This window comes from Cellulomonas sp. McL0606, from assembly GCF_058248365.1.
The window spans coordinates 2,389,841-2,412,575 of the sequence record NZ_CM177779.1 but is presented as its reverse complement, the minus strand read 5'-3'; the positions used below and the strand labels follow the sequence as shown (position 1 = coordinate 2,412,575).

Below are 22,735 nucleotides of genomic sequence, written 5' to 3'. Positions count from 1 at the left end.
CGACACCTGCACCGAGCGCGGCGCCGCGTGCGCGGACTGCGTCGTCACGTTCTTGACCATCCCGGTCCGCACGCGGTCTCCGGCGGAGCCGACGCGGACGAGCGACGGGCGATCGAGGTGCTCGCCGCCTCGGGGCTGGTGCCGCCGCTGCGGATGGTGCAGGGGATCTGAGCCAGTCGCCCCCGTAGAGGGCGTCCACCTCGCCGGCGAAGTCCTTGAGCACCTGGGTGCGCCGGATGCTGAGCTTCGGGGTCAGGTAGCCGTTGGCGATCGTCAGGTCCTCGCCCAGGATCCGGTACTTGCGGATCGACTCGGCGCGCGACACCGCCTTGTTGGCCTTCTCGACGGCGAGATCGAGCGACGCCAGCACGTCGGTGTCCTTGGCCGCGTCCTCGAGGCTCATCTCGGGCTTGCCATGGGCGATGAGCCAGCCGGGGACCCCTTCGGGGTCGAGCGTCACCAGCGCGCCGATGAACGGGCGCTGGTCGCCCACCACTACCACCTGGCTGATGAGGGGGTGGGCCCGCAGCCTGTCCTCGAGCACGGCGGGGGCGACGTTCTTGCCGCCCGCCGTCACGATGATCTCCTTCTTGCGCCCGGTGATCTGCAGGTATCCCTCGTCGTCGAGCGAGCCCAGGTCACCCGTGCGGAACCAGCCGTCGACCAGCGACTCCTGCGTGGCCGTGTCGTTCGCGTGGTAGCCGCGGAAGACGGGGATGCCCTTGATCTCGATCTCGCCGTCGTCGGCGATCCGGACCGACGTGCCGGGCATCGGGATGCCGACGGTGCCGATCTTCGTACCCTTGCCCGGACGGTTCACGGTGGCGGGCGCGGTGGTCTCGGTCAGGCCGTAGCCCTCCAGGACGTTCAGCCCCAGACCGCGGTAGAAGTGGCCGAGGCGCTCGCCGAGCGGTGCGCCGCCCGAGATCGCGTACCGGGCGCTCCCGCCGAGGGCCGCGCGCAGGCGCTTGAGCACCAGGACGTCGGCCACCTTGTGCTGGACCTTGAGCCACAGGCTCGGGCCGCGGGGCGTGTCGAGGGCCCGCGAGTACACGATGGACGTCTTGGCGGCGCGCTGGAAGATCGCGCTCCTGCCGCCTGCCGCAGCCTTCTGCTCGGCCGAGTTGTAGACCTTCTCGAACACGCGCGGCACGGCGAGGATGAACGTCGGCCGGAACGACCCGAGGTCCTCGATCAGGGTGCTGGTGTCCGGTGTGTGGCCGAGGACCGCGCCGGCGGGGATGCAGAGCACCTCGATGAACCGCGCGAACACGTGCGCCAGCGGCATGAACAGCAGGGTGCGCGCGCCGGGCTCGCCGACGACCTCGTACAGGTCGGCGACGGTGTTCACCGTCAGCTCGTAGAAGTTGGCGTGCGTGAGCTCGACACCCTTGGGCCGGCCCGTGGTGCCGGACGTGTAGATGACGGTCGCGACGTCGGACAGGACGGCCAGGCCACGGCGGCGTGCGATCTCCTCGTCGGAGACGGAGTCGGCGCCGGACAGGATCGTCTCGATCGCGCCGTCGTCGAGCTGGAGCACCTCGCGCAGAGTCGGCGCGTCGGCGCGGACCTCCTCGACGGTGGCGGCGTGCGCGGCGCTCTCGACCACGAGGAGCGAGACGTCGGCGTCCGTCAGGATCCACAGCACCTGCTCGGCGGAGGACGTCTCGTACAGCGGCACCGGGATGGCGCCGATCGCCCAGACGGCCCAGTCCAGGAGGGACCACTCGTAGCGGGTGTGCGACATGATCCCGACGCGGTCACCCGGCTCGACGCCACGCGCGACCAGACCCTTGGCCACCGCGACGATCTCAGCGTCGAACTCCGTCGCCGTCAACGGGATCCACGGACCCCCCGGCTGCGTCTTGTGCTCGACGACGACGCGGTCCGGGGTACCGGTGACGCGCTCGGCGAGCAGGTCGTTGAGATTGTTCGAGGGGTCGACCTCGAGACGCAGGGGAGTTCGGAACTCGTCCATGCTGGCTCCAGTGACAGTGGCGAAGGGTGCGACGAGGATACGGGACGCGAGGGTCCCCTCCGGGCAGGTTCGGTACGCTCGCGTCGCCGTCGCGGACGACGGTCGGACGTGTGCGCGCCACCCTCGGCAGGCGGCTAGCGTGGGGGACCGCACCGGACGGTCGCAAGCAGAGCACGAGCGCGTAGGAGCACACGGAACCATGCACGCCATCGGTGTGGACATCGGCGGGACGAAGATCGCGGCGGGTGTCGTCGACGAGGACGGCGCGATCCTCGCGCAGACCCGACGCGACACCTCTCCCGACGACGCCGCGGGCATCGACAAGGCCATCGCCGACGTCTACGCCGAGCTCAGCCAGTCCTACGAGGTCACGGCCATGGGTCTGGCGGCGGCCGGGTTCGTGTCGGCGGACCGCTCCTCCGTGCTCTTCGCGCCGAACATCGCGTGGCGGGACTATCCGCTGCGCGAGCGTGTGGCAGCGCTCCTGCAGGAGGACGTGCGGATCGTCGTCGAGAACGACGCGAACGCCGCGGGCTGGGCCGAGTTCCGCTTCGGGGCGGGTCGCGACGTCGACGACATGCTGATGCTCACCGTCGGCACCGGTCTCGGCGGCGCGATCGTGACCGACGGCAAGCTCGTGCGCGGCGCCTGGGGCGTGGCGGCGGAGATCGGTCACATGCGCGTCGTGCCCGGGGGCCACTACTGCGGGTGCGGTCACGAGGGCTGCTGGGAGCAGTACGCCTCCGGGAGCGCCCTCGTCCGGGACGCCCAGGCTGCCGTCATCGTCCAGCCCGACCGCGCCACCCGGCTGCTCGAGCTCGCCGGCGGCGACGTCGACCGGCTCACCGGCCCGCAGGTCACCCAGGCTGCCCGGGAGGGCGACCCGCTCGCCGTCGAGCTGCTCGCGGAGCTCGGCCGGTGGGTCGGCGAGGGCGCTGCGTCCGCGACGGCCCTGCTCGACCCGGGCCTGATCGTCGTCGGCGGCGGTGTGGCGGCCGCAGGCGACCTCCTGCTCGCTTCGGCGCGCCGTGGTTTCGCCGAGCAGCTCTCGGCGCGCGGTCACCGTCCTGAGGCCGCCTTGGTAGTGGCTTCGATGGGCAACGACGCCGGCATGGTCGGTGCCGCGGACCTTGCGCGGGTCTGACCTGCGACGCACGGGTCGCCCGCACGGACCGTGGTGGCCGGCGCGCCGGTCAGACGACGGCGCCCGTGCCGTCGTCGCCGGGGTCACGGCGGTTCGGCATGCGCCAGAGCAGCACGCCGACGCCGAGCACGAACACGACCGCGGCCGCCTGGATCAGCGCAGCCGGGGCGGTCGGCCAGAAGATGACCACGATCAGCAGGAAGAGCGGCATGCCGACCGCGGCGATCCACGCCATGGTGAGCAGCGGGTCGCCGCCCAGCACGGGCCCGGGGTCCGGCGGGACGAAGTGCTCCTCGGCGTCGACGGTCGCCTCGGCGTCGTCGAACTGGGCGGAGCCCTCCCAGTCACGTCCGGACAGGTCGGGTGCGGGGCGTACCACGCGGGCGTCGGGCACCCACGGCGCCACGGGGAAGTCGAGCGCCGCCGGCGCGTCGGGTCCGGCGGCCGTCTTCTCGTCGAAGCCGTCGAGGTCGCCGAGCTGCGCGACGATGCCCTGCCAGACGTCCTCGTCCGACGGCGGATCGCCGCCGTCGGGCACGTCCGCGCCCTGCGGCGGGACGCCGTCGTCGGGGTCGTCGGGGCGAGGTGCCATGAGAGCACTCTAGAGTCGTGCCGAGCGGTCGGCGTGGCACGGCGAGCTCGGGCTTGGGTGGCGCACAGTCCGTGGGTCGGGGTCGAGAGGTGAACCGTTGTTCTACTGGTTGATGAAGCGGGTGTTCGTCGGTCCGCTGCTGCACCTGATCTACCGGCCGTGGGTGCGCGGTGCCGAGAACGTGCCCGAGGAGGGTGGCGCGATCCTCGCGAGCAACCACCTCGCCGTCATCGACTCCTTCTTCCTGCCCCTCGTGCTCGACCGTGAGCTTCGTCTTCATCGGAAAGCAGGAGTACTTCACCGGCTCGGGCGTCAAGGGCCGGCTGACCGCGGGGTTCATGCGCGGCGTCGGCACCATCCCCGTGGACCGTGGTGGTGGCAAGGCGAGCGAGGCCGCCCTGCGCACCGGTCTGCGGCGCCTCAGCGACGGCGACCTGTTCGGCATCTACCCCGAGGGCACCCGCAGCCCCGACGGTCGGCTCTACCGCGGCAAGACCGGTATCGCCCGCCTGGCGCTCGAGTCGGGCGCCCCCGTCGTCCCCGTCGCGATGGTGGACACCGACGTCGCCCAGCCGCCGGGACGCCGGATCCCGAAGGTCATGCGCATCGGCATGGTCATCGGCGAACCGCTCGACTTCAGCCGCTACCAGGGCATGGAGAACGACCGGTTCATCCTGCGCTCGGTCACCGACGAGATCATGTACGCGATCATGGCGCTGTCCGGCCAGGAGTATGTCGACGTCTACGCGGCGACTCAGAAGGCCCGCATCGCGACCGGCCACCCAGCTGTCGCGGGCGACGCTGTCGACCACCTGCCGGCCGCTCCGGGTGGCCGCCCGGTCCCGGACGTCCAGGTTCCGGTCCCGCCGGAGGGTGAGTCCGAAGGTCAGTAGGATGACCCGGTCGGTCTCGAACCGACCGTGCGCCCGGTGGGCGTCGTCCTGGCGCGCCCCACAGGGGAGCTGCGCCGAAGGTTTCAACGAGAGGTGTGTCTCATGTCGGTTCGTCGCGTCGCCCTCCTCACCGCAGGTGGCTTCGCTCCGTGCCTGTCGTCCGCCGTCGGCGGGCTCATCGAGCGCTACACGGAGATCGCTCCCGACATCGAGATCATCGCCTACGAGCACGGTTACTACGGGCTGCTGCGGGGCGACAAGATCGTCATCGACGACGAGGTGCGCGCCAAGGCCGGCATCCTGCACAAGTTCGGCGGCTCGCCCATCGGCAACTCACGCGTGAAGCTCACCAACGCGGCGGACTGCGTCAAGCGCGGCCTCGTCCAGGAGGGTGAGGACCCGCTGCAGGTGGCCGCCGAGCGGCTCAAGGCGGACGGCGTGGACGTGCTGCACACGATCGGTGGCGACGACACCAACACGACGGCCGCGGACCTCGCCGCCTACCTGCACGACAACGGCTACGAGCTGACGGTCGTCGGCCTGCCCAAGACGATCGACAACGACGTCGTGCCCATCAAGCAGTCGCTAGGCGCGTGGACCGCCGCCGAGGAGGCCGCCGGGTTCGCCGTGAACATCATCGGCGAGCACCGCTCCGGCCCGCGCATGCTCATCGTGCACGAGGTCATGGGCCGGCACTGCGGGTGGCTCACGGCCGCCGCGGCGGCGGACTACCGGACGTGGCTCGACGCGCAGGAGTGGGTGCCGGGCATCGGCCTGACGCGCGAGCGCTGGGACATCCACGCCGTGTTCCTGCCCGAGCTTCGCGCTCGACATCGACGCCGAGGCCGCGCGCCTCAAGCAGGTCATGGACACGCAGGGGAACGTCAACATCTTCCTGTCCGAGGGTGCGGGCATGCACGAGATCGTCGACCAGCTCGAGTCGTCGGGCCAGGAGGTCCTGCGCGACGCGTTCGGGCACGTGCGCCTCGACACGATCAACCCCGGTCAGTGGTTCGCCAAGCAGTTCGCGGAGAAGCTGGGCGCCGAGAAGGTCATGGTGCAGAAGTCCGGCTACTACTCGCGCGCCGCGGCCGCGAACGCCGAGGACCTGCGGCTCATCAAGTCCATGACGGACCTGGCCGTCGAGTGCGCGCTGCGCGGCGAGTCCGGCGTCATCGGTCACGACGAGGAGCAGGGCGACGTGCTGCGCGCCATCGAGTTCCCGCGCATCGCCGGTGGCAAGGCGTTCGACGTGACCCAGCCCTGGTTCGGCGCGCTGCTGTCCGACATCGGCCAGGATCTCGTGCCGGCGAGCCACTCATGACGGTCGAGCCGGACCCGCAGGTCGTCGCCGGGCTCGACGCCTGGCGGTCGATGTCCCCGGTCCAGCAGCCCCACTGGCCCGACGCGGACGCGCTCGCCAAGGTCACCGCCAAGCTGGCCACCGTCCCACCGCTCGTGTTCGCCGGCGAGGCCGACGCGCTGCGCTCGCAGCTGGCCGCGGCCGGCCGCGGGGAGGCGTTCCTGCTGCAGGGCGGCGACTGCGCGGAGACGTTCGACGAGGCCACGGCCGACAACATCCGCAACAAGATCAAGACGATCCTGCAGATGGCGGTCGTCCTCACGTACGGCGCGAGCCTGCCCGTCATCAAGATGGGCCGCATGGCCGGGCAGTACGCCAAGCCCCGCTCGTCGGACAGCGAGACCCGCGACGGCGTCACGCTGCCGGCGTTTCGCGGCGACATCATCAACGGCTTCGAGTTCACGCCTGAGGCCCGCACCCCGGACCCGCAGCGGTTGCTCGAGGCGTACCACACGTCCTCGTCGACGCTGAACCTGATCCGCGCGTTCACCACCGGCGGCTTCGCGTCGCTGCTGCGGGTGCACGAGTGGAACCGCGGCTTCATCGCGAACCCGGCGTACTCGCGCTACGAGGAGATCGCCGCCGAGATCGACCGGGCCATCCGCTTCATGGCCGCCTGCGGCGCCGACTTCGACGCCCTGCGCACGGTCGAGTTCTTCGCCAGCCACGAGGGACTGCTGCTCGACTACGAGCGCCCGCTGACCCGTATCGACTCGCGGACCGGGCTGCCGTACGACTGCTCCGGGCACCTCGTCTGGATCGGTGAACGGACACGCCAGCCTCGACGGCGCGCACGTCGACTACTTCTCGCGCGTGCAGAACCCGCTGGGCATCAAGCTCGGCCCGGCGACCACCGGCGACGACGCGCTCGCGCTGATCGACAAGCTCAACCCGAGCGGCGAGGCCGGACGCATCACCTTCATCACGCGCATGGGCGCCGGGAAGGTCCGCGACCTGCTGCCCGCCCTCGTCGAGAAGGTGAGCGCCGACGGCCGGCCCGTCACGTGGGTGTGCGACCCGATGCACGGCAACGGGATCACGTCGGCGTCCGGGTACAAGACGCGCCGCTTCTCCGACGTCATGGACGAGGTGGCCGGCTTCTTCGAGGTGCACCGCGCCCTGGGCACCGTCCCGGGTGGGCTGCACATCGAGCCTCACCGGCGACGACGTCACCGAGGTGCTCGGCGGCACCGAGGAGATCGACGACGAGGGCCTGGCGCGCCGTTACGAGACGCTCGTCGACCCGCGCCTGAACCACCAGCAGTCGCTGGAGATGGCGTTCCAGGTGGTGAGGCTCCTGCGCGCCGCCAGCTGATCCGTAGGACCCGCGCGGTGTCGCGGTCCGCTCTCGTCGTCCGGAGACGCCGTCGTCAGAAGACCGAGAGCGTGATCGTGGCGCCGCGCGGTGCCGTCTTAGAGCCGCCGCCGCCGGGGTTCTGCGAGTAGACGAGGTTCAGCGGCGAGATGCCCTGCGGCTGCACCACCTTCACGACGAAGCCGAGACCCTCGAGCGTCGCCTGGGCCTTCTTGACGTTCTGGCCGTAGGTGTCCGGCAGCGCCACGAGGTCCGGCCCCTTGGAGACGTTGACCGAGATCGTGTCGGTCCGGTGGCCCTTGGTGCCCGCGACCGGCGACTGGTCGATGATCTGCCCCGCCGGGACGGTGTCGTTGAACACCTCGGTGGGCGCGATCGTGAGCGCGTCGCCCTGGACGGCCTTCGTCGCGTCGTCGACGGTCAGCCCGACCACGGACGTGATGGTCACCTCGGCGAGCCCGGACGACACGACGAGCGTCACGACGGTGCCCCGGACGGCCTGCGCCCCGGGAACGAGGTCGGACCCGTCAGCGAGCTTGGCGCTGATGATGTTCCCGACCTTCTTGATGGTGTCGCTGTTCGCCGGGGCTCCGTACACGACGGCGAGCCCCGCATCCTTGAGCGACGTCTCTGCGGCGGCCTGCGGCGTGTTCACGACGCTGGCGGGCACCACGACGAGGTCGGGACCCTTCGAGACGGTGAACGCCACGACGCCGCCGTGGCGGATCCGGCTGCCCTCTCCGGGATCGGTCGCGAACACCTCGTCCTTCGGAGCCGTCGGGCTGAAGTCCGCCGTCGGACTCCCCTCGAGCCCGGCGTTCTCCAGGATCTTCGACGCGTGCGCCTGGTCCTGCCCGGTGATCGTGGGGACTGTCGTGTAGCCGCCCGGGCCGTACTGGCCGTACCACCAGATCCCGCCGCCGACCAGCGCGAGGAGCGCGACCACCAGGATGATCCAGCGGGCACGGTGCCGCGCCTTGGTGGGTGGCTGGCCGCCGCGCGAGAGCTCGTCGGCGCTGACACCCAGACCGATCGGCAGGGCGACGGTCGTGCCGCGCGCGTCGGACGCGTCGAGCTGGGTGGTCTCGGCCTGATCGCGGTCCGCGAGCTCGACGTCGTCCTCGGTCTCGAGGTCGTCGGCCGGGTCCGCCGGGCCGGACGGCTCGCCGAGGTCGGTCTCGTCCGGGTCGGTCGCTGCCGGCAGGACGATCGACGGCGCGACGTCGGCGTGTCGGGCCAGGGTCTCGTCGTCGAGGGCCAGCCGGGTCCGGCGCAGCAGGGCCAGAGCCGCGCCCGCGTCGACCGGGCGGTCGTCGGGGTCGCGTGCGGCGAGCGACCGGACGAGCTCGTCGACCTCCATCGGCAGCCAGTCGACCAGCTCGGACGGTGCCGGCACGTCGTTGTTGACGTGCTGGAACGCGACCTGGATGGGCGTCTCGCCCGTGAACGGCTGCCGCCCGGTCAGCATCTCGAAGAGCAGGATGCCGCAGGCGTAGACATCGGTGCGTGCGTCGCTGAGGCCTCGGGTGACCAGCTCGGGGGCGAGGTAGGCGACGGTGCCGAGCACGGTTCCGGTGGTCGTCGAGGTGACCTCGGTGACCGCGCGAGCCAGCCCGAAGTCGGCCAGCTTGACGCGTCCGTCGGTGGCCAGCAGCACGTTCTCGGGCTTGATGTCGCGGTGGACCAGCTCGCTGCGGTGGGCCGTCGCCAGGGCGTCGAGGACGCACTCGCCGATCCGCAGGGCGTCGCTCACGGTCAGCGCGCCGCGCTCGCCGAGGTACCGACGCAGGTTGGACCCGTCGATGTACTCCATCGTCAGGTAGCTGGTCTCGCCGTCGACACCCTGGTCGTACACGGCCACGAGTCCCGGGTGGGTCAGTCGGGCGGCGGTGCGCGCCTCGCGACGGAACCGGTAGACGAAGTCCTCGCCGGTGGCGCCCTCGGCGAGGTGCGCGTGCATGACCTTCAGCGCGACGTCGCGGTCCAGGCGCCGGTCCACCGCGAGGTACACGGTCGCCATCCCGCCCCGGGCGATGCGGGACACGACCTCGTATCTGCTGTCGACCAGGCGGCCGACGAGCGGATCGGTGACGGTTGCTCCCACCCGCAGGAGTCTACGGGGGCAGGCCCGACGATCAGCGGAAGCGCGTCATGTGGGTCTGCACGTTGGCCACGTAGCGCCGCGTGTCCGCGAACATGCCGTTGCGCTGCACGGACGTCGCGCCCTGGTAGTACCCGGCGATCGCCGTGGGCAGGTCCGGCGCGCCGTTCACCAGCGAGCGCAGGATCGCGACGCCGGCGACGACGTTGTCGTCGGGGTTGACGAGGTTCAGCTCGCGCCCGACCAGCTTGCGAGGCCCACACCCCGGAGCTGGGGATCACCTGCATGGCGCCGATCGCGTTGGCGGGGGAGACGACGGCGTGGTTGAAGCCCGACTCCTGGAACGCCACCGCCTGTGCGAGCGCGGGGTCGACGCCCATGGCCCGCGCCGTGGCGACGACCTTCGCCTGCATCTGCGCCTTGGTGGGCACCCCGGAAGCCTTCAGCGCCGCGAGGTTCGCGTTGGCCGCCGCGACGACCGGGTCCGAGTACGTCCGGCCCGCGAACGTGTTTCCCACGGCCGCTGCGGGCGGTGCCGCGACGGGGACCGCGAGTGTCTGCCCGATGCGGATGAGCGCGCGAGCGCTCAGCCCGTTGGCGGCGATGATCGCCTGCACGGAGGAACCCAGCTTCGTCGCGACCGAGGAGGCCGTGTCGCCGGACTTCACCGTGTAGGCGACCGACCTGGTGGCCTGCGCGACGGCGGCCAGCGCCGGCCGTGCGGCCGCTTGCTGTGCCGCCGTTCCCGGGATGGTGAGCGACTGCCCGATGCGGATCGAGGCGCGCGCGTCCAGACCGTTCGCGGCCACGATCGCCTGGATGCTGGTCCCCGTCCGGGACGCGATCCGGCTGACGGTGTCGCCGGAGACGACGGTGTAGGCGACCGCGGCGGGAACGGGCGCGGGAGCCGGCGCCGGTGCAGCCGCTGCCGCGCCCGTCGGGATCGCCAAGACCTGCCCGATCCGGATGCGGGACACGTCGGCCAGCGAGTTCGCCCGCGCGATGGCCGCGACCGTGCTACCGCTGCGGGCGGCGATGTGACCGACGGTGTCTCCCGACCGGACCGTGTACTGCCCGTCGGCGTGGGCGGCGCCGGCCGTCGCCGTCGCCGCGACCGCAGCCAGCGCGAGAGCGCCGGTGCCGGTGGCAACGCGGCGGAGCCCGACAGAACGGGCGGCGGCGGACTGGGACATGAGAGGCACCTCGTGTTGCGGAAGTTAACGAAAGGGTCCTGTGTGACAGGAGTGACAAAATGTGACGGTAGACCACCCCATCCCGTCTGGAAAGCGCACGCCGGAATTGCCGGGGTGTAATTCCCGGTTGCGTACTCTGGTCGGGTGAACGCATCAGCAGCAGACGCCCTGGACATCCTCGTTGGCGAATGGCTCACCGTGCCCGACGTCGCCGAGCGCCTGGGCACAGATCCCTCGAAGGTCCGTCGCATCGTCCAGGAGCGGCGCCTCGTGGGTTCCCGCCGCGGTGACCCCCGCGTGTTCTCGATCCCGGAGGCGTTCCTGGTACCGGGCCATCTGGCCAACCCGGCGCAACCGACGCAGCCCGATGCGCACGCGCCGTGGACGGTGCTCGCCTCGCTGCAGGGCACCCTGACCGTGCTGTCCGACGCCGGGTTTGCCGACGACCAGGCCATCGAGTGGCTGTTCACCGCGCAGGAGGCCTTGCCGGGGACTCCGATCGAGGCTCTGCGAGCCGGTCGCAAGACGGAGATCCGCAGGCTGGCCGCCGCCGAGCTCTGACCGTCAGGCCGCCGGTCGGGCGATGTGCTTGCTGAGCGGCGGGCTGCTGGTGGTGGTCGGGCCGGCCGGTCGACCGCTGTGGTTGCTGAGCGGCGGGCTGCCGTGGTGGTCAGGCCCGCCGGTCGACCGCTGTGCTTGCTGAGCGGCGGGATGCCGTGGTGGTCACGCCCTCCGGTCGACCGCCGCATGAGCCAGACCCACCAGCTGCTCCCGCGCCGGGTCCGGCCAGTGGCGTTCGTCCATGAGCTCGAACGCGGTGCCGGCCAACCGTTCGATGAGCTGTTCGATGTCGTCGCCGGCACCGGTGGCCTTGATCGCGTCGGCCAGCTGGGTGACGTCCGACTCCGTCAGCGTGCGATCACCCAGCCGGGTGCGCAGGAGCGTCACCGTGGCCTCGTCGCCGGTCGCCCGAGCCCGGGCGACGGCGCGGGCGGTCAGCACCGTCCGCTTCCCCTCGCGCAGGTCGTCGCCCGCCGGCTTGCCGGTGGTGACCGGGTCGCCGAAGACGCCGAGAAGGTCGTCGCGCAGCTGGAACGCCTCGCCGAGAGGCAGCCCGAGCGCTCGGCACGCGGCGAGGTTCGCCTCGCCCGCGTCTGCGAGAGCGGCGCCGAGGGTGATCGGGTGCTCGACGCTGTAGCGGGCGGCCTTGGCGCGGATGACCTCGCGCGACCGCACCTCGTCGGCAACCGGGTCGTCGCCCCACGGGAGCGCCTGGGCCAGCACGTCGAGGTACTGCCCGACGGTGACCTCCGTCCGCATGAGGTCGAACACGGCGCGAGCCTGCTCCGCCCGTTGCACCGGCTGGGTCGCCAGCGCGCCGGCGAACTCCTGCTCGCTCGCCACGAGTGTCAGGTCGCCCAGCAGGATCGCCGCTGACATGCCGAACCGCTCCGGGTCGCCGGTCAACGCGCGTGCGGTGTGCAGGCGGGCGAACGCGCGGTGGGCGGCGGGGAACCCGCGCCGGGTGTCGGAGTCGTCCATCACGTCGTCGTGGAAGAGCGCGGCAGCCTGGAACAGCTCGAGCGCCGCCCCCACCCGGATCACCGCGTCGGCCTCGGCCCCCCCGGCGCGGCCCCCGTGCGCGCGCCACGACCAGTAGCAGAACGCCGCCCGGAGCCGCTTGCCGCCCGAGAGCATCTGCGCGACGGCGTCGGCCAGCTCGTCGGCGTCGTCGCTCGCCGCGGCGAGGACGGTGCGCAGCTGGGCGACGTGTCGCGCCAGCACGGCGTCGACGCGCGCGCGCACGCCCTCGACGTCGACGAGTGCGGGGGTCGAGGGTGTCACGCCGGGCAGCCTACGGCGCCGTCGTGCGCAGCCGCCCGCCGAGCGTGAGCGTCCGCTCGCCGTCCCGGTCGAGGATGCCGACCACGAGCAGCTCCGACCCGTCGCCGCGGGAGAAGGTCGACTGGGCGGCCAGCGCGGGTTCCGGGATCGGCGGGGTTCCCGCCACGAACCCGGCCGCCACCAGGGGCGCGCTGACGGCGGCGAGCAGGCCGGCGGTGTCCTGGTCGGAACGCAGGTTCAGGCTCACCTCGGTGAGGTCGGTGCCGTCGACGGCTTCTGCTGACGAGACGAGCACCTCGGCGCCCGCCGGGACCGGGATCAGGTCGACCGGGAACCCCTGGACCAGCTGGCCGACGGCGGAGTGGGTGCTGTCGGTCCCGGGCAGCAACGTCTCGGTCGGGCTCGGTGCCGCGGTGACCGCCGTCGTCGCCGACGCGGGACCCGACCCGGGCGCGCTCGTCGAGCATCCGCTCACGCACAGCAGCGTCACGACGGCAGCGGCGGCTGCGGCGCGCGCGAGAGTCGTCGACCTGCTGGGCATCGGGTCAGGTTAGCGGCCCGGGTTGTGTCTCCGGGATACGGATCGAGCCAGACACCGGTCGAGGCGACCACACCCCCCGGCCCGACCCGGTCCGCGCACAGATCGTCCGGGCGGCCCCCGCCGCACCCCACCGGCCGATGGGGTGGGGGCATGGAGATCACCACAGTTCGGATGAGCGAGCCCCGGCAGCTGCTCGCACTCATCCCGCACCGGCTCGGGTTCCACCCCAGGGACAGCGTCGTGGCGGTCAGCCTGCGGGCGCCGAGGGGTCGCGTCGGCCTGGTGGTCCGGGTGGACCTCGCGCACCTCGCGGACGTCCGGCAAGGTCCGAGCTGCGCCGGCTCGTGGCCTACCTCGGCCGGGACGACGCCGAGAGCAGCGTGCTCGTCCTCTACACGGACGACGATCCGCGCGGCAGCGGCGTCGGGGCCGCGCAGCGGGCTGCGGCGCACTTCCGCGATGCTGCCGAACCGGCGTTGGGCGACATCCCGGTCTGGGTCGTCACCGGCACCGGATACCTCTCGCTCGACTGCGTCGACGACTGCTGCCCGCCCGGCGGCCGGCCGCTGCGCGACCTCGACTCGACCCAGATCGGTGCGCACCTCGTCCTGGCGGGCTCCGCTGTCGCCGACGCGCGGGAGGACATCGCCCGCATCCGCGCGGCCCGTGCGGAGCGTCGACGGACGGTGGCGCGGGCGCGCCGGCGATGGGAGTACCGGCTCGCGGGAGCGGTGGCGGCCGGGCCCGAGGCGGTCGCGTCGTGGCGCCTCGACTCCGTCGTCGCGTGGCGGGAGGTCGTGCGACGGATGTCGGTGGCTGACGGTCGAGGTGCGCGGGTGCCGTGGGGCCGGCTCGAGGCCGGTCTGTCGGACCGCCGGGTCCGCGATGCGGTCCTCGTCTCGCTGGTGCCGGGCACAGGGGATCTCGCGGAGTGCTCCGTCGCGCCGGCAGCCCCCGACGACATCGACCGTGCGTTGGGAGCCGCGATGGCGAAGATCATCGACCCGGCCCGTGCGGTTCCCCCGCCGGAGCCCGCCACGACCGCGCACGAAGCCGCGCTCGAGGGGGTGGTCGCGCACGGCCGGACCGGTGGGCAGGCGCCCGCGCTGACGTTGCTCGCACTGCTCGCGTGGTGGCGAGGGGACGGCGCGCGGGCCCGCGTGCTGCTCGACGGCGCGCTCGAGGCGGAACCCGACTACCGGCTGGCCGTGCTCCTCGGCGACGCCCTGGGTGCCGCGGTGCCGCCGGGTTGGGTCCGGCAACGGGACTGACCTGCGACGGCGCCGTCCCGACCGACCGGTGATGCGGTCGTGGTGCGGGCTCGCCTCGGGTACGGTCACGAATGGGCCGTGTCGCCGTCGACAGGAGAGACCGATGGGAATCGTGGTGGGCTACCTGGCCACCCCCGAAGGTCGGGCCGCTCTCGATGCGGCGATCGACGAGGCCTCTCGCCGGCAGACGCCGGTCGTGGTGGTCGTCAGCGCCCGTCCCGGCGAGCCCGACGCCGACCGGGCGTTGGTCCAGGCCGACCTCGACTCGGTCCGGGCGCGGCTCGTCGAGACCGGGCTCGAGCACGAGGTCCGGCTGCTCGAGAGCGGCGACGTCGCGGACGACCTGATCGCGACCGCCGAGCAGGTCGACGCCCAGCTCATCGTCCTCGGGCTTCGTCGGCGCAGCCCCGTCGGCAAGCCCATCCTCGGCGCCAATGCGCAGCGCGTCCTGTTCGACGCAGGCTGCCCGGTACTCACCGTGAAGCCGGGCTGACCGCCCGCCGGGCTCCCCGTGGGAATCTCTGGCCGTTCTCGTTCGTTGTGAGCGTGCAACCCCGTGAAATCCGTCCTTGACGGACGTCTGGTCGTGCCCGAGGGGACGGCGAGAGGCTCGCGAGGTCGGTACAATATCTATCTAGACTCCCGGCCCCTCCCGGTGTCGCGTTGCCGAAAGGTCGTTCGTGTCGTCTCAGACCCCGCACCCCGCACTTCCGCGCGAGTTCGAGCACCCTGCACTGCAGGAGCTCGTGATGCGCGGCCGCACGCACGGCACGGTCGGTGCCGAGGAGCTGCGCACCGCGTGCGAGCAGGCTGACGTTCAGGACGCCAAGCGCCTGCGCGCCGTCGTCCGCGGCCTTGCGACCGCCGGCATCGGCGTCACGGAGCCCGCTGCAGCGCCCGTCGCGAAGCCGGCCCGCGTCGCCGCAGCGACCAGTGCCAAGGCCCGTCCTGCCGCCAAGGCCGTCGTCGCGACGGAGGACGACGCACCCGTCGCAGCGAAGCCGCGGACCACACGAGCCAAGGCTGCCCCGGCTGCCAAGGCCGCCCCGGCCGCCAAGGCGACCGAGGCGACCGCCGCCGAGTCCTCCGACGACGAGCCGATCGAGGGCGAGGAGATCGACCTCGAGGAGATCGAGGTCGTCGACGTCGTCGCCGAGGTGACGGAGGTCGTGGAGGCCGTCGACGCGACGGACGAGGACGACGAGTCCGAGGACGGCGAGAAGAAGCCCGCCGCCAAGGAGGAGGAGTCCGAGGACAGCGGGTTCGTCTACTCCGACGCCGACGACGACGACGCCCCGGCGCAGCAGGTCGTCACGGCCGGCGCCACAGCCGACCCGGTCAAGGACTACCTGAAGCAGATCGGCAAGGTCGCACTGCTGAACGCCGAGCAGGAGGTGGACCTGGCCAAGCGCATCGAGGCGGGCCTGTTCGCCGACGAGCGGCTGAACTCGGGCGTCACCATGGAGCCCAAGATCAAGCGCGAGCTGGAGTGGATCGCCAACGACGGCCGCCGCGCCAAGAACCACCTGCTCGAGGCCAACCTGCGCCTCGTCGTCTCCCTGGCCAAGCGGTACACCGGCCGCGGCATGCTGTTCCTGGACCTGATCCAGGAGGGCAACCTCGGTCTGATCCGTGCGGTGGAGAAGTTCGACTACACCAAGGGCTACAAGTTCTCGACGTACGCCACCTGGTGGATCCGTCAGGCGATCACCCGCGCCATGGCCGACCAGGCCCGCACCATCCGCATCCCGGTGCACATGGTCGAGGTCATCGACAAGCTCGCGCGCGTCCAGCGCCAGATGCTCCAGGACCTGGGCCGCGAGCCCACGCCGGAGGAGCTGGCCAAGGACTTCGACATGACCCCCGAGAAGGTCGTCGAGGTCCAGAAGTACGGCCGCGAGCCGATCTCGCTGCACACGCCCCTCGGCGAGGACGGCGACAGCGAGTTCGGCGACCTGATCGAGGACTCCGAGGCCGTCGTCCCCGCGGACGCCGTGAGCTTCACGCTCCTGCAGGAGCAGCTGCACCAGGTGCTCGACACGCTCTCGGAGCGCGAGGCCGGCGTGGTGTCGATGCGGTTCGGCCTGACCGACGGCCAGCCGAAGACGCTCGACGAGATCGGCAAGGTCTACGGGGTCACGCGTGAGCGGATCCGGCAGATCGAGTCGAAGACCATGTCGAAGCTGCGCCACCCGTCGCGCTCGCAGGTGCTGCGCGACTACCTGGACTGACCGGCGCACGCGCAACCTCAGCGCGGACCGACGACGCACGAGGCCCGGACCACCTGGTTCGGGCCTCGTCGCGTTCCCAGTGGGGCACGTCGTCCGGTCCCCGGACACGTGACGGTATCCCGAGCGGTATCCAGCCGAAACATCGTGTCCGTAATGTCCAGCTCAGGAGGTGGGGCGGTCCACCTCTCGGCCGCAGGCTGGTCGCCCGCACATCTCTCGAGCAAGGGTCGGACATGCTGCTGCTGCACATCATTGCGTCTCCGCGACATGGGGAGTCCAACACCCTCAAGGCGTCGGAGGCGTTCATCGCCGGGCTCCGCGAGCACCAGCCGGACGTCACGGTCGAGACCATCGACCTCTACGACCACGACCTGCCCGCCATGGAAGGGGAGAACATCGAGGCGAAGTACGACCTGCTCGTCGGGCGTCCGATCGACCCGGAGCACGCGGAGGCGTGGGCGCACGTCGAGTCGTTGATCGCCCACTTCCGGTCCGCGGACGCCTACCTGCTCACCGTGCCGATGTGGAACCTGAGCATCCCCTACGCCCTGAAGTACTACATCGACTGCATCGTCCAGCCGGGCTACACCTTCCGGTACAACGCGTTGGGCTTCCCGGAGCCCATGGTCCTGGGCAAGAAGATGGTGATCGTCTCCACGCGCGGCAGCGACTACTCGGCCGGCGGCCCGATGCATGCCTACGACTTCATGGAGCCGTACCTGCGAGCGATCTTCGGCTTCATCGGGATCACCGACATCGAGCCCGTCTGCGGACAACCGATGCACGGCACTCCCGCGCAACGCGAGCTGGCGCTCGTCGGGGCGATCGAGCGGGCGCGCGAGCTCGCGGCCGGCCCCGAGTGGGCTGCCGTCACCGCCGACCGGGTCGAGACGATGGCGGCGTCCTCCTAGCAACGGTAAGTATTGACTAACGGTTAGTCGAGGCTGACGATAGGAGGATCGGCTCGGTCGACCGGAGGTGGATCATGGGCAGTCCCGTCATGTGGTTCGACATCGTCAGCACGGACCCGGGCCGTGCTCGCGAGTTCTACACGCAGCTCTTCGGCTGGACGGCCGCGGCGCCGCCCGAGCTGGGCGGCTACACGCTCCTGGACACCGGCGCGCCCGCGGCGGAGGTCGGCGGCGGCATCGCTGCGGCGCAGGAGGGTGGGATGCCCGCCGGCATCCTGCTCTACGTGCGGGTCGACGACCTGGCGGCCACGCTGGCGAAGGCCGAGTCGCTGGGTGGGTCCACGGTGCGAGATCCCCTGCGGCTCCCGGGCGACAACGGCACCATCGCGGTGCTCGCGGACCCCGAGGGGCATGCGGTAGGACTGTGGGCGTGAGCCAGACGGACGCCGTGCTGCGAGCGCTCGCCGAGCCGCGCCGCCGCGAGATGCTCACGCTCCTCGCGCGCGACGAGGTCCCGGTCGGCCGACTGGCCGAGGAGTTCGACGTCACCCGCAGCGCGGTGAGCCAGCACCTGCGGGTGCTGGAGGACGCGGGCCTGGTGACGCGTCGGACGCAAGGCACGCGCAACTTCTACCGGTCGCGTCCGGAGGGCCTGGCCGACCTGCGGGCCTATCTCGACGAGACCTGGGCGGCCTCGCTGGACGTCGCTCGTCGGCTGGTGGAGGCGGAGGTCGGGGCGCTCGCCGACGACGGCGCGGAGGGCGACGACCGTGCCAGCGCGTGAACCGACGACGCTCGCGGCCCCGCCCGTCCGCCAGGCCACGACCGTGCGCGCGGACGTCGCGACGACGTTCGACGTCTTCGTGCGCGAGATCGGGGTCTGGTGGCCGGTCGAGCCGTTCTCGGCCGGCGGCGACCGCGTCCGCGACGTGACGCTGGAGCGCCGGCTCGGCGGGACCGTCGTCGAGACGTGGCACGACGGCACCACCCGCGTCTGGGGCGAGCGTGGCCTGGGACCCGCCGCACGGCTTCACGATGTCGTGGCTGCTCACGCCGGAGCCGACCGAGGTCGAGCTGCGGTTCCGCTCGCTGGCGGCCGGCCTGACCCGCGTCTCGGTCGAGCACCGCGGGTGGGAGCGCATGACCGAGGCGCAGCTCGGTGGCGCCTGCGCGCTGCCTGAGGGCTACCGGGGCGGGTCGTACGTGCGCGGCTGGGCCGTGATCTTCGGCCGCCTGGTCGACCACGTGGAGTCGGGGCTCTCATGAGCCAGGTCCGGTACGTGCTGCTGTACGAGTCGGGTCCGGACGTCCTGACGCTCGCACCGCTGCACGCGGCGGGGCACACCGCGCACTACGAGGAGTTCGCGTCGCGTGGGCTGCTCGTGGGCATAGGAACCTTCGAGCACCCCGAGGTGAACGGCGCGATGTGCGTGCTGGTGAGCCGGGAGGCGGCGGAGGAGTTCGCGGCCACGGATCCGTTCGTCGTGCACGGGGTCGTGCGGCGCTACCAGGTGCTCGCGTGGACCGACATGCTCGCCTGACCCGGCGCGCAGGCCGCCACGCGGGAGACGGAACGAGCCCCGGACCAGTGCGGTCCGGGGCTCGTCGCCGGTAGGTCTGCGTGCGCTCGCGATCAGGTCGCGGCGCCGGCGCCCGCTCCGTGCTCGGCCAGCAGGCGGTCGGTCTCGTCCTGCACGTGGGTGGCCAGCTCCGCGAACTTCGGCGCGTGCTCGCGTGCGTGGTGCGCGCAGAACAACAGCTCTCCGACCGGGAGGATGACCCGGACATAGGCCTGCGCGCCGCAGCGGTCGCAGCGGTCGGCTGCGGTCAGTGGTTGCGTCATGGTCCCCGTCACAGATCCATACAACCATCCCTGTCCCCGTTTGATGGCACCAGGAGCGGGTGGTTCGCTCACCGCGTAGCGGACTGTGACCCTCCCGAAACAAATCGAGATCTGCCGTAACGCGGGGGTGATTCGGACATTCGGTGAGGAAGCGGATCGGGGCGCTGGTGGCGGCATGGCAGCCGGGTCGTGTCGGGGTCGGCGGATACGATCGGCGGGTGACCACCACCTCCTCGCAGTCCGGCTACACGGCCCGGCACCTGTCGGTGCTGGAGGGCCTCGAGGCGGTGCGCAAGCGCCCCGGCATGTACATCGGGACCACCGACAGCCGGGGTCTGATGCACTGCCTGTGGGAGATCATCGACAACTCCGTCGACGAGGCCCTGGCGGGCTACGGGGACCGGATCGACATCGTGCTGCACGCCGACGGGTCGGTCGAGGTGCGCGACAACGGGCGCGGCGTGCCGGTCGACGTCGAGCCCAAGACCGGGCTGACGGGCGTCGAGGTCGTCTACACCAAGCTGCACGCGGGCGGGAAGTTCGGCGGCGGGTCGTACGGAGCGTCGGGTGGCCTGCACGGCGTCGGCGCCTCCGTGGTCAACGCCCTGTCCTCCCGGCTCGACGTCGAGGTGGACCGGAACGGCCGCACGCACCGCATGACGTTCCGCCGGGGTGAGCCGGGGACGTTCCACGACCGCGCCGGCATCGGCCCGGACTCGACGTTCGAACCGTTCGTCTCCGGGTCGTCGCTGGAGCTGGGCGCCAAGGTCGCGCGGGCCAAGACCGGGACGCGCGTGCGGTACTGGGCCGATCCGCAGATCTTTCCCAAGACCGCGGTGTTCGCCTACGACGAGCTGGTCACCCGCGCGCGCCAGACGAGCTTCCTGGTGCCGGGCCTGACGTTGATGGTGCGGGACGAGCGCGGCGTCGCCGGGACGCCCGGCGCCGACGGGCCGCACGAGGAGACGTTCCTGCACAGCGGTGGCGTCGTGGACTTCGTCGACCACCTGGCCCCGGACCCGGCCGTCACCGACACGTGGCGCCTCACCGGGTCGGGCACGTTCCACGAGACCGTCCCGGTGCTGGACGACCGCGGCCACATGACCGCGCAGGAGGTCTCGCGGCTGTGCGAGGTCGACGTCGCGCTGCGCTGGGGGACCGGATACGACACCGAGGTCCGCACCTTCGTCAACATCATCTCGACGCCCAAGGGCGGCACCCACCTGGCCGGGTTCGAGGCGGGGCTGCTGCGCACGCTGCGCAAGCAGGTGGAGGCGAACGCGCGCCGGCTGAAGATCTCGGCCCGGGACACCTCGGAGCGGATCGACAAGGAGGACGTGCTGGCCGGCATGACCGCGGTGGTCACCGTTCGTCTGGCCGAGCCGCAGTTCGAGGGTCAGACCAAAGAGGTGCTGGGCACCGGTGCCGTGCGCGCCATCGTCGCCCGCGTCATGGACACCGAGCTGGCCGCGATCTTCTCCTCGCCGAAGCGGGACCACAAGGCACAGTCGTCGCTCCTGCTGGACAAGATCGTCGGCGAGATGCGCGCCCGCCTGTCCGCGCGCAAGCAGAAGGAGATCTCGCGCCGCAAGAACGCGCTGGAGACGAGGCGCTGCCCGCCAAGCTCGCCGACTGCCGGTCCGACGACGTCGAGCGCAGCGAGCTGTTCATCGTCGAGGGCGACAGTGCGCTCGGCACGGCCAAGCTGGCCGGCAGCTGGACTTCCAGGCGCTGCTGCCCATCCGCGGCAAGATCCTCAACGTCCAGAAGGCCTCCGTCTCGGACATGCTCAAGAACGCCGAGTGCGCCGCGATCATCCAGGTGGTCGGGGCGGGGTCGGGGCGCACGTTCGACCTCGAGGCGGCGCGCTACGGGAAGATCGTGCTGATGACGGACGCCGACGTCGACGGCGCCCACATCCGCACCCTGCTGCTCACGCTGCTGTTCCGGTACATGCGGCCGCTCGTCGAGGACGGACGCGTCTACGCCGCCGTGCCACCGCTGCACCGGATCGAGGTGATCGGTGGCGGCGGGCGCAAGAACGAGTACGTCTACACGTACTCGGAGGCCGAGCTGGCGGCGACCCTGAAGAAGCTCGAGCGGTCCGGCCGGCGGTACAAGGACGACATCCAGCGCTACAAGGGTCTGGGCGAGATGGATGCCGACCAGCTGGCCGAGACGACCATGGACCCGCGGCACCGGACGTTGCGCCGCGTGACGGTGGCCGGCGCCGAGAAGGCGGAGCAGACGTTCGAGCTGCTCATGGGGACGGACGTCGCACCGCGCAAGGACTTCATCGTCGCGGCCGAGGGCCTGGACCGCAGCCGCATCGACGCCTGATTTCGGTTGCCCGAGCGGCCGAGGCCGGTCATCGTGGACGGCGTGACCGAGACCGACCGAGCGCCCATCATCGAGCGCGCGGCCGCGCCCGAGCACCTGCCGAGTCTCGACGGGCTGGGCGGCCTGACCTGGCGCCCGCTGAGCCGTACCGACGTGCCGGAGCTCTGGCGACTCGTGCTGGCGATCGAAGAGGCCGAGCAGCCGCCGTACCGCACCGCCGAGGAAGAGGTGGACGAGAAGTTCGACGGCGCCTGGAAGGACCACGCCCTCGACACGGTCGCGGGGATCGACGGCGAGGGTCGGATCCGGGCGTACGCGCAGGTGAGCCAGCCGCCGGGTGACACACGCGTGGTGCGTGCGTTCCTCGACGGTGGCGTGGACCCCCAGTGGCGCGGTCGGGGGATCGGACGACAGGTGCTCGCCTGGTCGCAGGGCCGGGGCCGACAGAAGATCGCGCAGTCCCGCAAGGAGCTTCCGGGTCGGCTGACCGTCTTCGTCGACGACGGCGCTGCCGAGACCCTCGGGCTGCTGCGCGCCGCCGGGTTCACGGCGGTCCGCTACTACGCGGAGATGAAGCGGCCCCTCGACGTCCCGCTGCCCGACATCCCCGCGCCCGACGGCATCTCGATCGTGCCCTGGTCGAGCGAGCTGGACGACCAGGTGCGCCTGGCGCACAACGAGGCGTTCGCCGACCACTGGGGCAGCGAGCCCCGGACCCCTCAGGAGTGGACGCAGGGTCGCAGCATGTTCGCGCCCGGATGGAGCCTGGTCGCCGTCGACGACGCCACCGGCGAGGTGGTGGGGTACCTCTTGTCGTCCAGGTTCGAGCAGGACTGGGCGCTCAACGGGTACAGCGCCGGCTACACGGACCTGCTGGGCGTGCGGCGCGCGTGGCGGGGCCGTCGGCTGGCAGGTGCGCTGCTCAGCGCCGCGATGACGATCTACCGGGCGGACGGGATCGAGTACGCCGAGCTCGGCGTCGACACCGCGAACCCGTCCGGCGCGCACCAGCTTCTACGCGAACCTCGGGTACGCGGTGTTCCACAGCAACGCCATGTACGCGATCGAGCTTGAAGGTCACCCGGAGGGCCGTCGGGGGACGGGTCCGCGTCGGGTTATCCTCGGGCGCGGCGGGACGACGATGTCCCGTCGCACTGCAGCCGGTCGACGTCGC

The 22,735-nt window shown here is 71.7% G+C and carries 16 protein-coding genes and 6 pseudogenes; 15 read left to right on the top strand and 7 right to left on the bottom strand.

The window, feature by feature from the left end; all coding sequences use genetic code 11:
- Nucleotides 1-184: 184 nt before the first annotated feature.
- A pseudogene (locus tag AC38ZX_RS12280) lies at nt 185-1,978 on the bottom strand (AMP-dependent synthetase/ligase); the annotation flags it as partial.
- Nucleotides 1,979-2,177: 199 nt separating this feature from the next.
- Here AC38ZX_RS12280 and AC38ZX_RS12275 point away from each other — a divergent pair.
- Entirely contained in the window at nt 2,178-3,122 is a 945-nt protein-coding gene (locus tag AC38ZX_RS12275; protein WP_426592238.1) for an ROK family glucokinase, read from the top strand.
- A gap of 49 nt (nt 3,123-3,171) precedes the next feature.
- Here AC38ZX_RS12275 and AC38ZX_RS12270 read toward each other — a convergent pair whose 3' ends face one another.
- The gene (locus AC38ZX_RS12270) at nt 3,172-3,714 is read right to left on the bottom strand and encodes a hypothetical protein (RefSeq protein ID WP_426592237.1); all 543 of its coding nucleotides are present in this window, start codon (nt 3,712-3,714) and stop codon (nt 3,172-3,174) included.
- Between the two features lie 112 nt (nt 3,715-3,826).
- Here AC38ZX_RS12270 and AC38ZX_RS12265 point away from each other — a divergent pair.
- The 3 pseudogenes from AC38ZX_RS12265 to AC38ZX_RS12255 all read left to right on the top strand — a co-directional run bounded on the left by AC38ZX_RS12265 (nt 3,827) and on the right by AC38ZX_RS12255 (nt 7,285).
- Nucleotides 3,827-4,607, top strand: a pseudogene (locus tag AC38ZX_RS12265) (lysophospholipid acyltransferase family protein).
- 102 nt (nt 4,608-4,709) lie between these two features.
- Nucleotides 4,710-5,931, top strand: a pseudogene (locus AC38ZX_RS12260) (pyrophosphate--fructose-6-phosphate 1-phosphotransferase).
- A pseudogene (locus AC38ZX_RS12255) lies at nt 5,928-7,285 on the top strand (class II 3-deoxy-7-phosphoheptulonate synthase). The pseudogenes AC38ZX_RS12260 and AC38ZX_RS12255 overlap by 4 nt, the downstream one beginning before the upstream one ends.
- A 55-nt stretch (nt 7,286-7,340) precedes the next feature.
- On the opposite strand, the gene AC38ZX_RS12250 reads toward AC38ZX_RS12255, so the two are convergent.
- Both AC38ZX_RS12250 and AC38ZX_RS12245 read right to left on the bottom strand, forming a co-directional pair.
- Complete coding sequence (locus tag AC38ZX_RS12250; protein WP_491297392.1) at nt 7,341-9,329, bottom strand: Stk1 family PASTA domain-containing Ser/Thr kinase; 1,989 nt, start codon at nt 9,327-9,329, stop codon at nt 7,341-7,343.
- Nucleotides 9,251-10,579 (bottom strand): LysM peptidoglycan-binding domain-containing protein, encoded by a 1,329-nt coding sequence (locus tag AC38ZX_RS12245; protein WP_491294506.1) that lies wholly within the window; start codon nt 10,577-10,579, stop codon nt 9,251-9,253. The genes AC38ZX_RS12250 and AC38ZX_RS12245 overlap by 79 nt, the downstream gene beginning before the upstream one ends.
- Nucleotides 10,580-10,723: 144 nt before the next feature.
- Here AC38ZX_RS12245 and AC38ZX_RS12240 point away from each other — a divergent pair, with 144 nt between their 5' ends.
- Complete coding sequence (locus tag AC38ZX_RS12240) at nt 10,724-11,140, top strand: Rv2175c family DNA-binding protein (protein ID WP_491294503.1); 417 nt, start codon at nt 10,724-10,726, stop codon at nt 11,138-11,140.
- A 162-nt stretch (nt 11,141-11,302) separates the two neighbouring features.
- Here the strand turns inward: AC38ZX_RS12240 and AC38ZX_RS12235 are convergent, their stop codons facing one another.
- Nucleotides 11,303-12,424, bottom strand: coding sequence for a polyprenyl synthetase family protein (locus AC38ZX_RS12235; protein WP_491294502.1), 1,122 nt, complete (start codon nt 12,422-12,424; stop codon nt 11,303-11,305).
- A 10-nt stretch (nt 12,425-12,434) separates the two neighbouring features.
- Nucleotides 12,435-12,965: a hypothetical protein gene (locus AC38ZX_RS12230; protein WP_491294499.1), complete on the bottom strand. Its 531-nt coding sequence runs from the start codon at nt 12,963-12,965 to the stop codon at nt 12,435-12,437.
- 150 nt (nt 12,966-13,115) lie between these two features.
- Here AC38ZX_RS12230 and AC38ZX_RS12225 point away from each other — a divergent pair.
- From AC38ZX_RS12225 to AC38ZX_RS12190, 8 genes and pseudogenes are all read left to right on the top strand, one after another.
- Nucleotides 13,116-14,236 (top strand): annotated as a pseudogene (locus tag AC38ZX_RS12225) (DUF4192 domain-containing protein).
- 103 nt (nt 14,237-14,339) lie between these two features.
- Nucleotides 14,340-14,729 (top strand): universal stress protein, encoded by a 390-nt coding sequence (locus AC38ZX_RS12220; RefSeq protein WP_491294496.1) that lies wholly within the window; start codon nt 14,340-14,342, stop codon nt 14,727-14,729.
- Between the two features lie 187 nt (nt 14,730-14,916).
- On the top strand, nt 14,917-16,467 hold the full coding sequence (locus tag AC38ZX_RS12215; protein ID WP_491294493.1) for an RNA polymerase sigma factor: 1,551 nt from the start codon (nt 14,917-14,919) through the stop codon (nt 16,465-16,467).
- 233 nt (nt 16,468-16,700) lie between these two features.
- A complete protein-coding gene (locus tag AC38ZX_RS12210) occupies nt 16,701-17,378 on the top strand; it encodes an FMN-dependent NADH-azoreductase (RefSeq protein WP_491294490.1) in 678 nt (225 codons plus the stop codon).
- 74 nt (nt 17,379-17,452) lie between these two features.
- Entirely contained in the window at nt 17,453-17,812 is a 360-nt protein-coding gene (locus AC38ZX_RS12205) for a VOC family protein (protein WP_426592224.1), read from the top strand.
- Entirely contained in the window at nt 17,809-18,162 is a 354-nt protein-coding gene (locus AC38ZX_RS12200) for an ArsR/SmtB family transcription factor (RefSeq protein WP_426592223.1), read from the top strand. Before AC38ZX_RS12205 ends, AC38ZX_RS12200 begins: the two co-directional genes overlap by 4 nt.
- Before the next feature lie 221 nt (nt 18,163-18,383).
- The gene (locus AC38ZX_RS12195; protein ID WP_491294484.1) at nt 18,384-18,644 is read left to right on the top strand and encodes an SRPBCC family protein; all 261 of its coding nucleotides are present in this window, start codon (nt 18,384-18,386) and stop codon (nt 18,642-18,644) included.
- A complete protein-coding gene (locus AC38ZX_RS12190) occupies nt 18,641-18,919 on the top strand; it encodes a YciI family protein (RefSeq protein WP_426592221.1) in 279 nt (92 codons plus the stop codon). Before AC38ZX_RS12195 ends, AC38ZX_RS12190 begins: the two co-directional genes overlap by 4 nt.
- 92 nt (nt 18,920-19,011) lie before the next feature.
- Here the strand turns inward: AC38ZX_RS12190 and AC38ZX_RS12185 are convergent, their stop codons facing one another.
- Nucleotides 19,012-19,221, bottom strand: a complete 210-nt coding sequence (locus tag AC38ZX_RS12185) for a DUF7455 domain-containing protein (protein ID WP_196804457.1) — start codon at nt 19,219-19,221, stop codon at nt 19,012-19,014.
- A gap of 218 nt (nt 19,222-19,439) precedes the next feature.
- Here AC38ZX_RS12185 and AC38ZX_RS12180 point away from each other — a divergent pair.
- Nucleotides 19,440-21,561: pseudogene (locus tag AC38ZX_RS12180) on the top strand (DNA gyrase/topoisomerase IV subunit B).
- A gap of 42 nt (nt 21,562-21,603) precedes the next feature.
- Nucleotides 21,604-22,635, top strand: a complete 1,032-nt coding sequence (locus AC38ZX_RS12175) for a GNAT family N-acetyltransferase (RefSeq protein ID WP_491294480.1) — start codon at nt 21,604-21,606, stop codon at nt 22,633-22,635.
- The last annotated feature ends 100 nt before the right edge of the window (nt 22,636-22,735 follow it).

Excerpts from the sequence above, each read along its gene's own strand:
- AC38ZX_RS12275 (WP_426592238.1), top strand. The coding sequence starts at position 2,178 with ATGCACGCCATCGGTGTGGACATCGGCGGGACGAAGATCGCGGCGGGT.
- AC38ZX_RS12270 (WP_426592237.1), bottom strand. The coding sequence starts at position 3,714 with ATGGCACCTCGCCCCGACGACCCCGACGACGGCGTCCCGCCGCAGGGC.
- AC38ZX_RS12245 (WP_491294506.1), bottom strand. The coding sequence starts at position 10,579 with ATGTCCCAGTCCGCCGCCGCCCGTTCTGTCGGGCTCCGCCGCGTTGCC.
- AC38ZX_RS12230 (WP_491294499.1), bottom strand. The coding sequence starts at position 12,965 with ATGCCCAGCAGGTCGACGACTCTCGCGCGCGCCGCAGCCGCCGCTGCC.
- AC38ZX_RS12220 (WP_491294496.1), top strand. The coding sequence starts at position 14,340 with ATGGGAATCGTGGTGGGCTACCTGGCCACCCCCGAAGGTCGGGCCGCT.
- AC38ZX_RS12210 (WP_491294490.1), top strand. The coding sequence starts at position 16,701 with ATGCTGCTGCTGCACATCATTGCGTCTCCGCGACATGGGGAGTCCAAC.
- AC38ZX_RS12205 (WP_426592224.1), top strand. The coding sequence starts at position 17,453 with ATGGGCAGTCCCGTCATGTGGTTCGACATCGTCAGCACGGACCCGGGC.
- AC38ZX_RS12190 (WP_426592221.1), top strand. The coding sequence starts at position 18,641 with ATGAGCCAGGTCCGGTACGTGCTGCTGTACGAGTCGGGTCCGGACGTC.
- AC38ZX_RS12185 (WP_196804457.1), bottom strand. The coding sequence starts at position 19,221 with ATGACGCAACCACTGACCGCAGCCGACCGCTGCGACCGCTGCGGCGCG.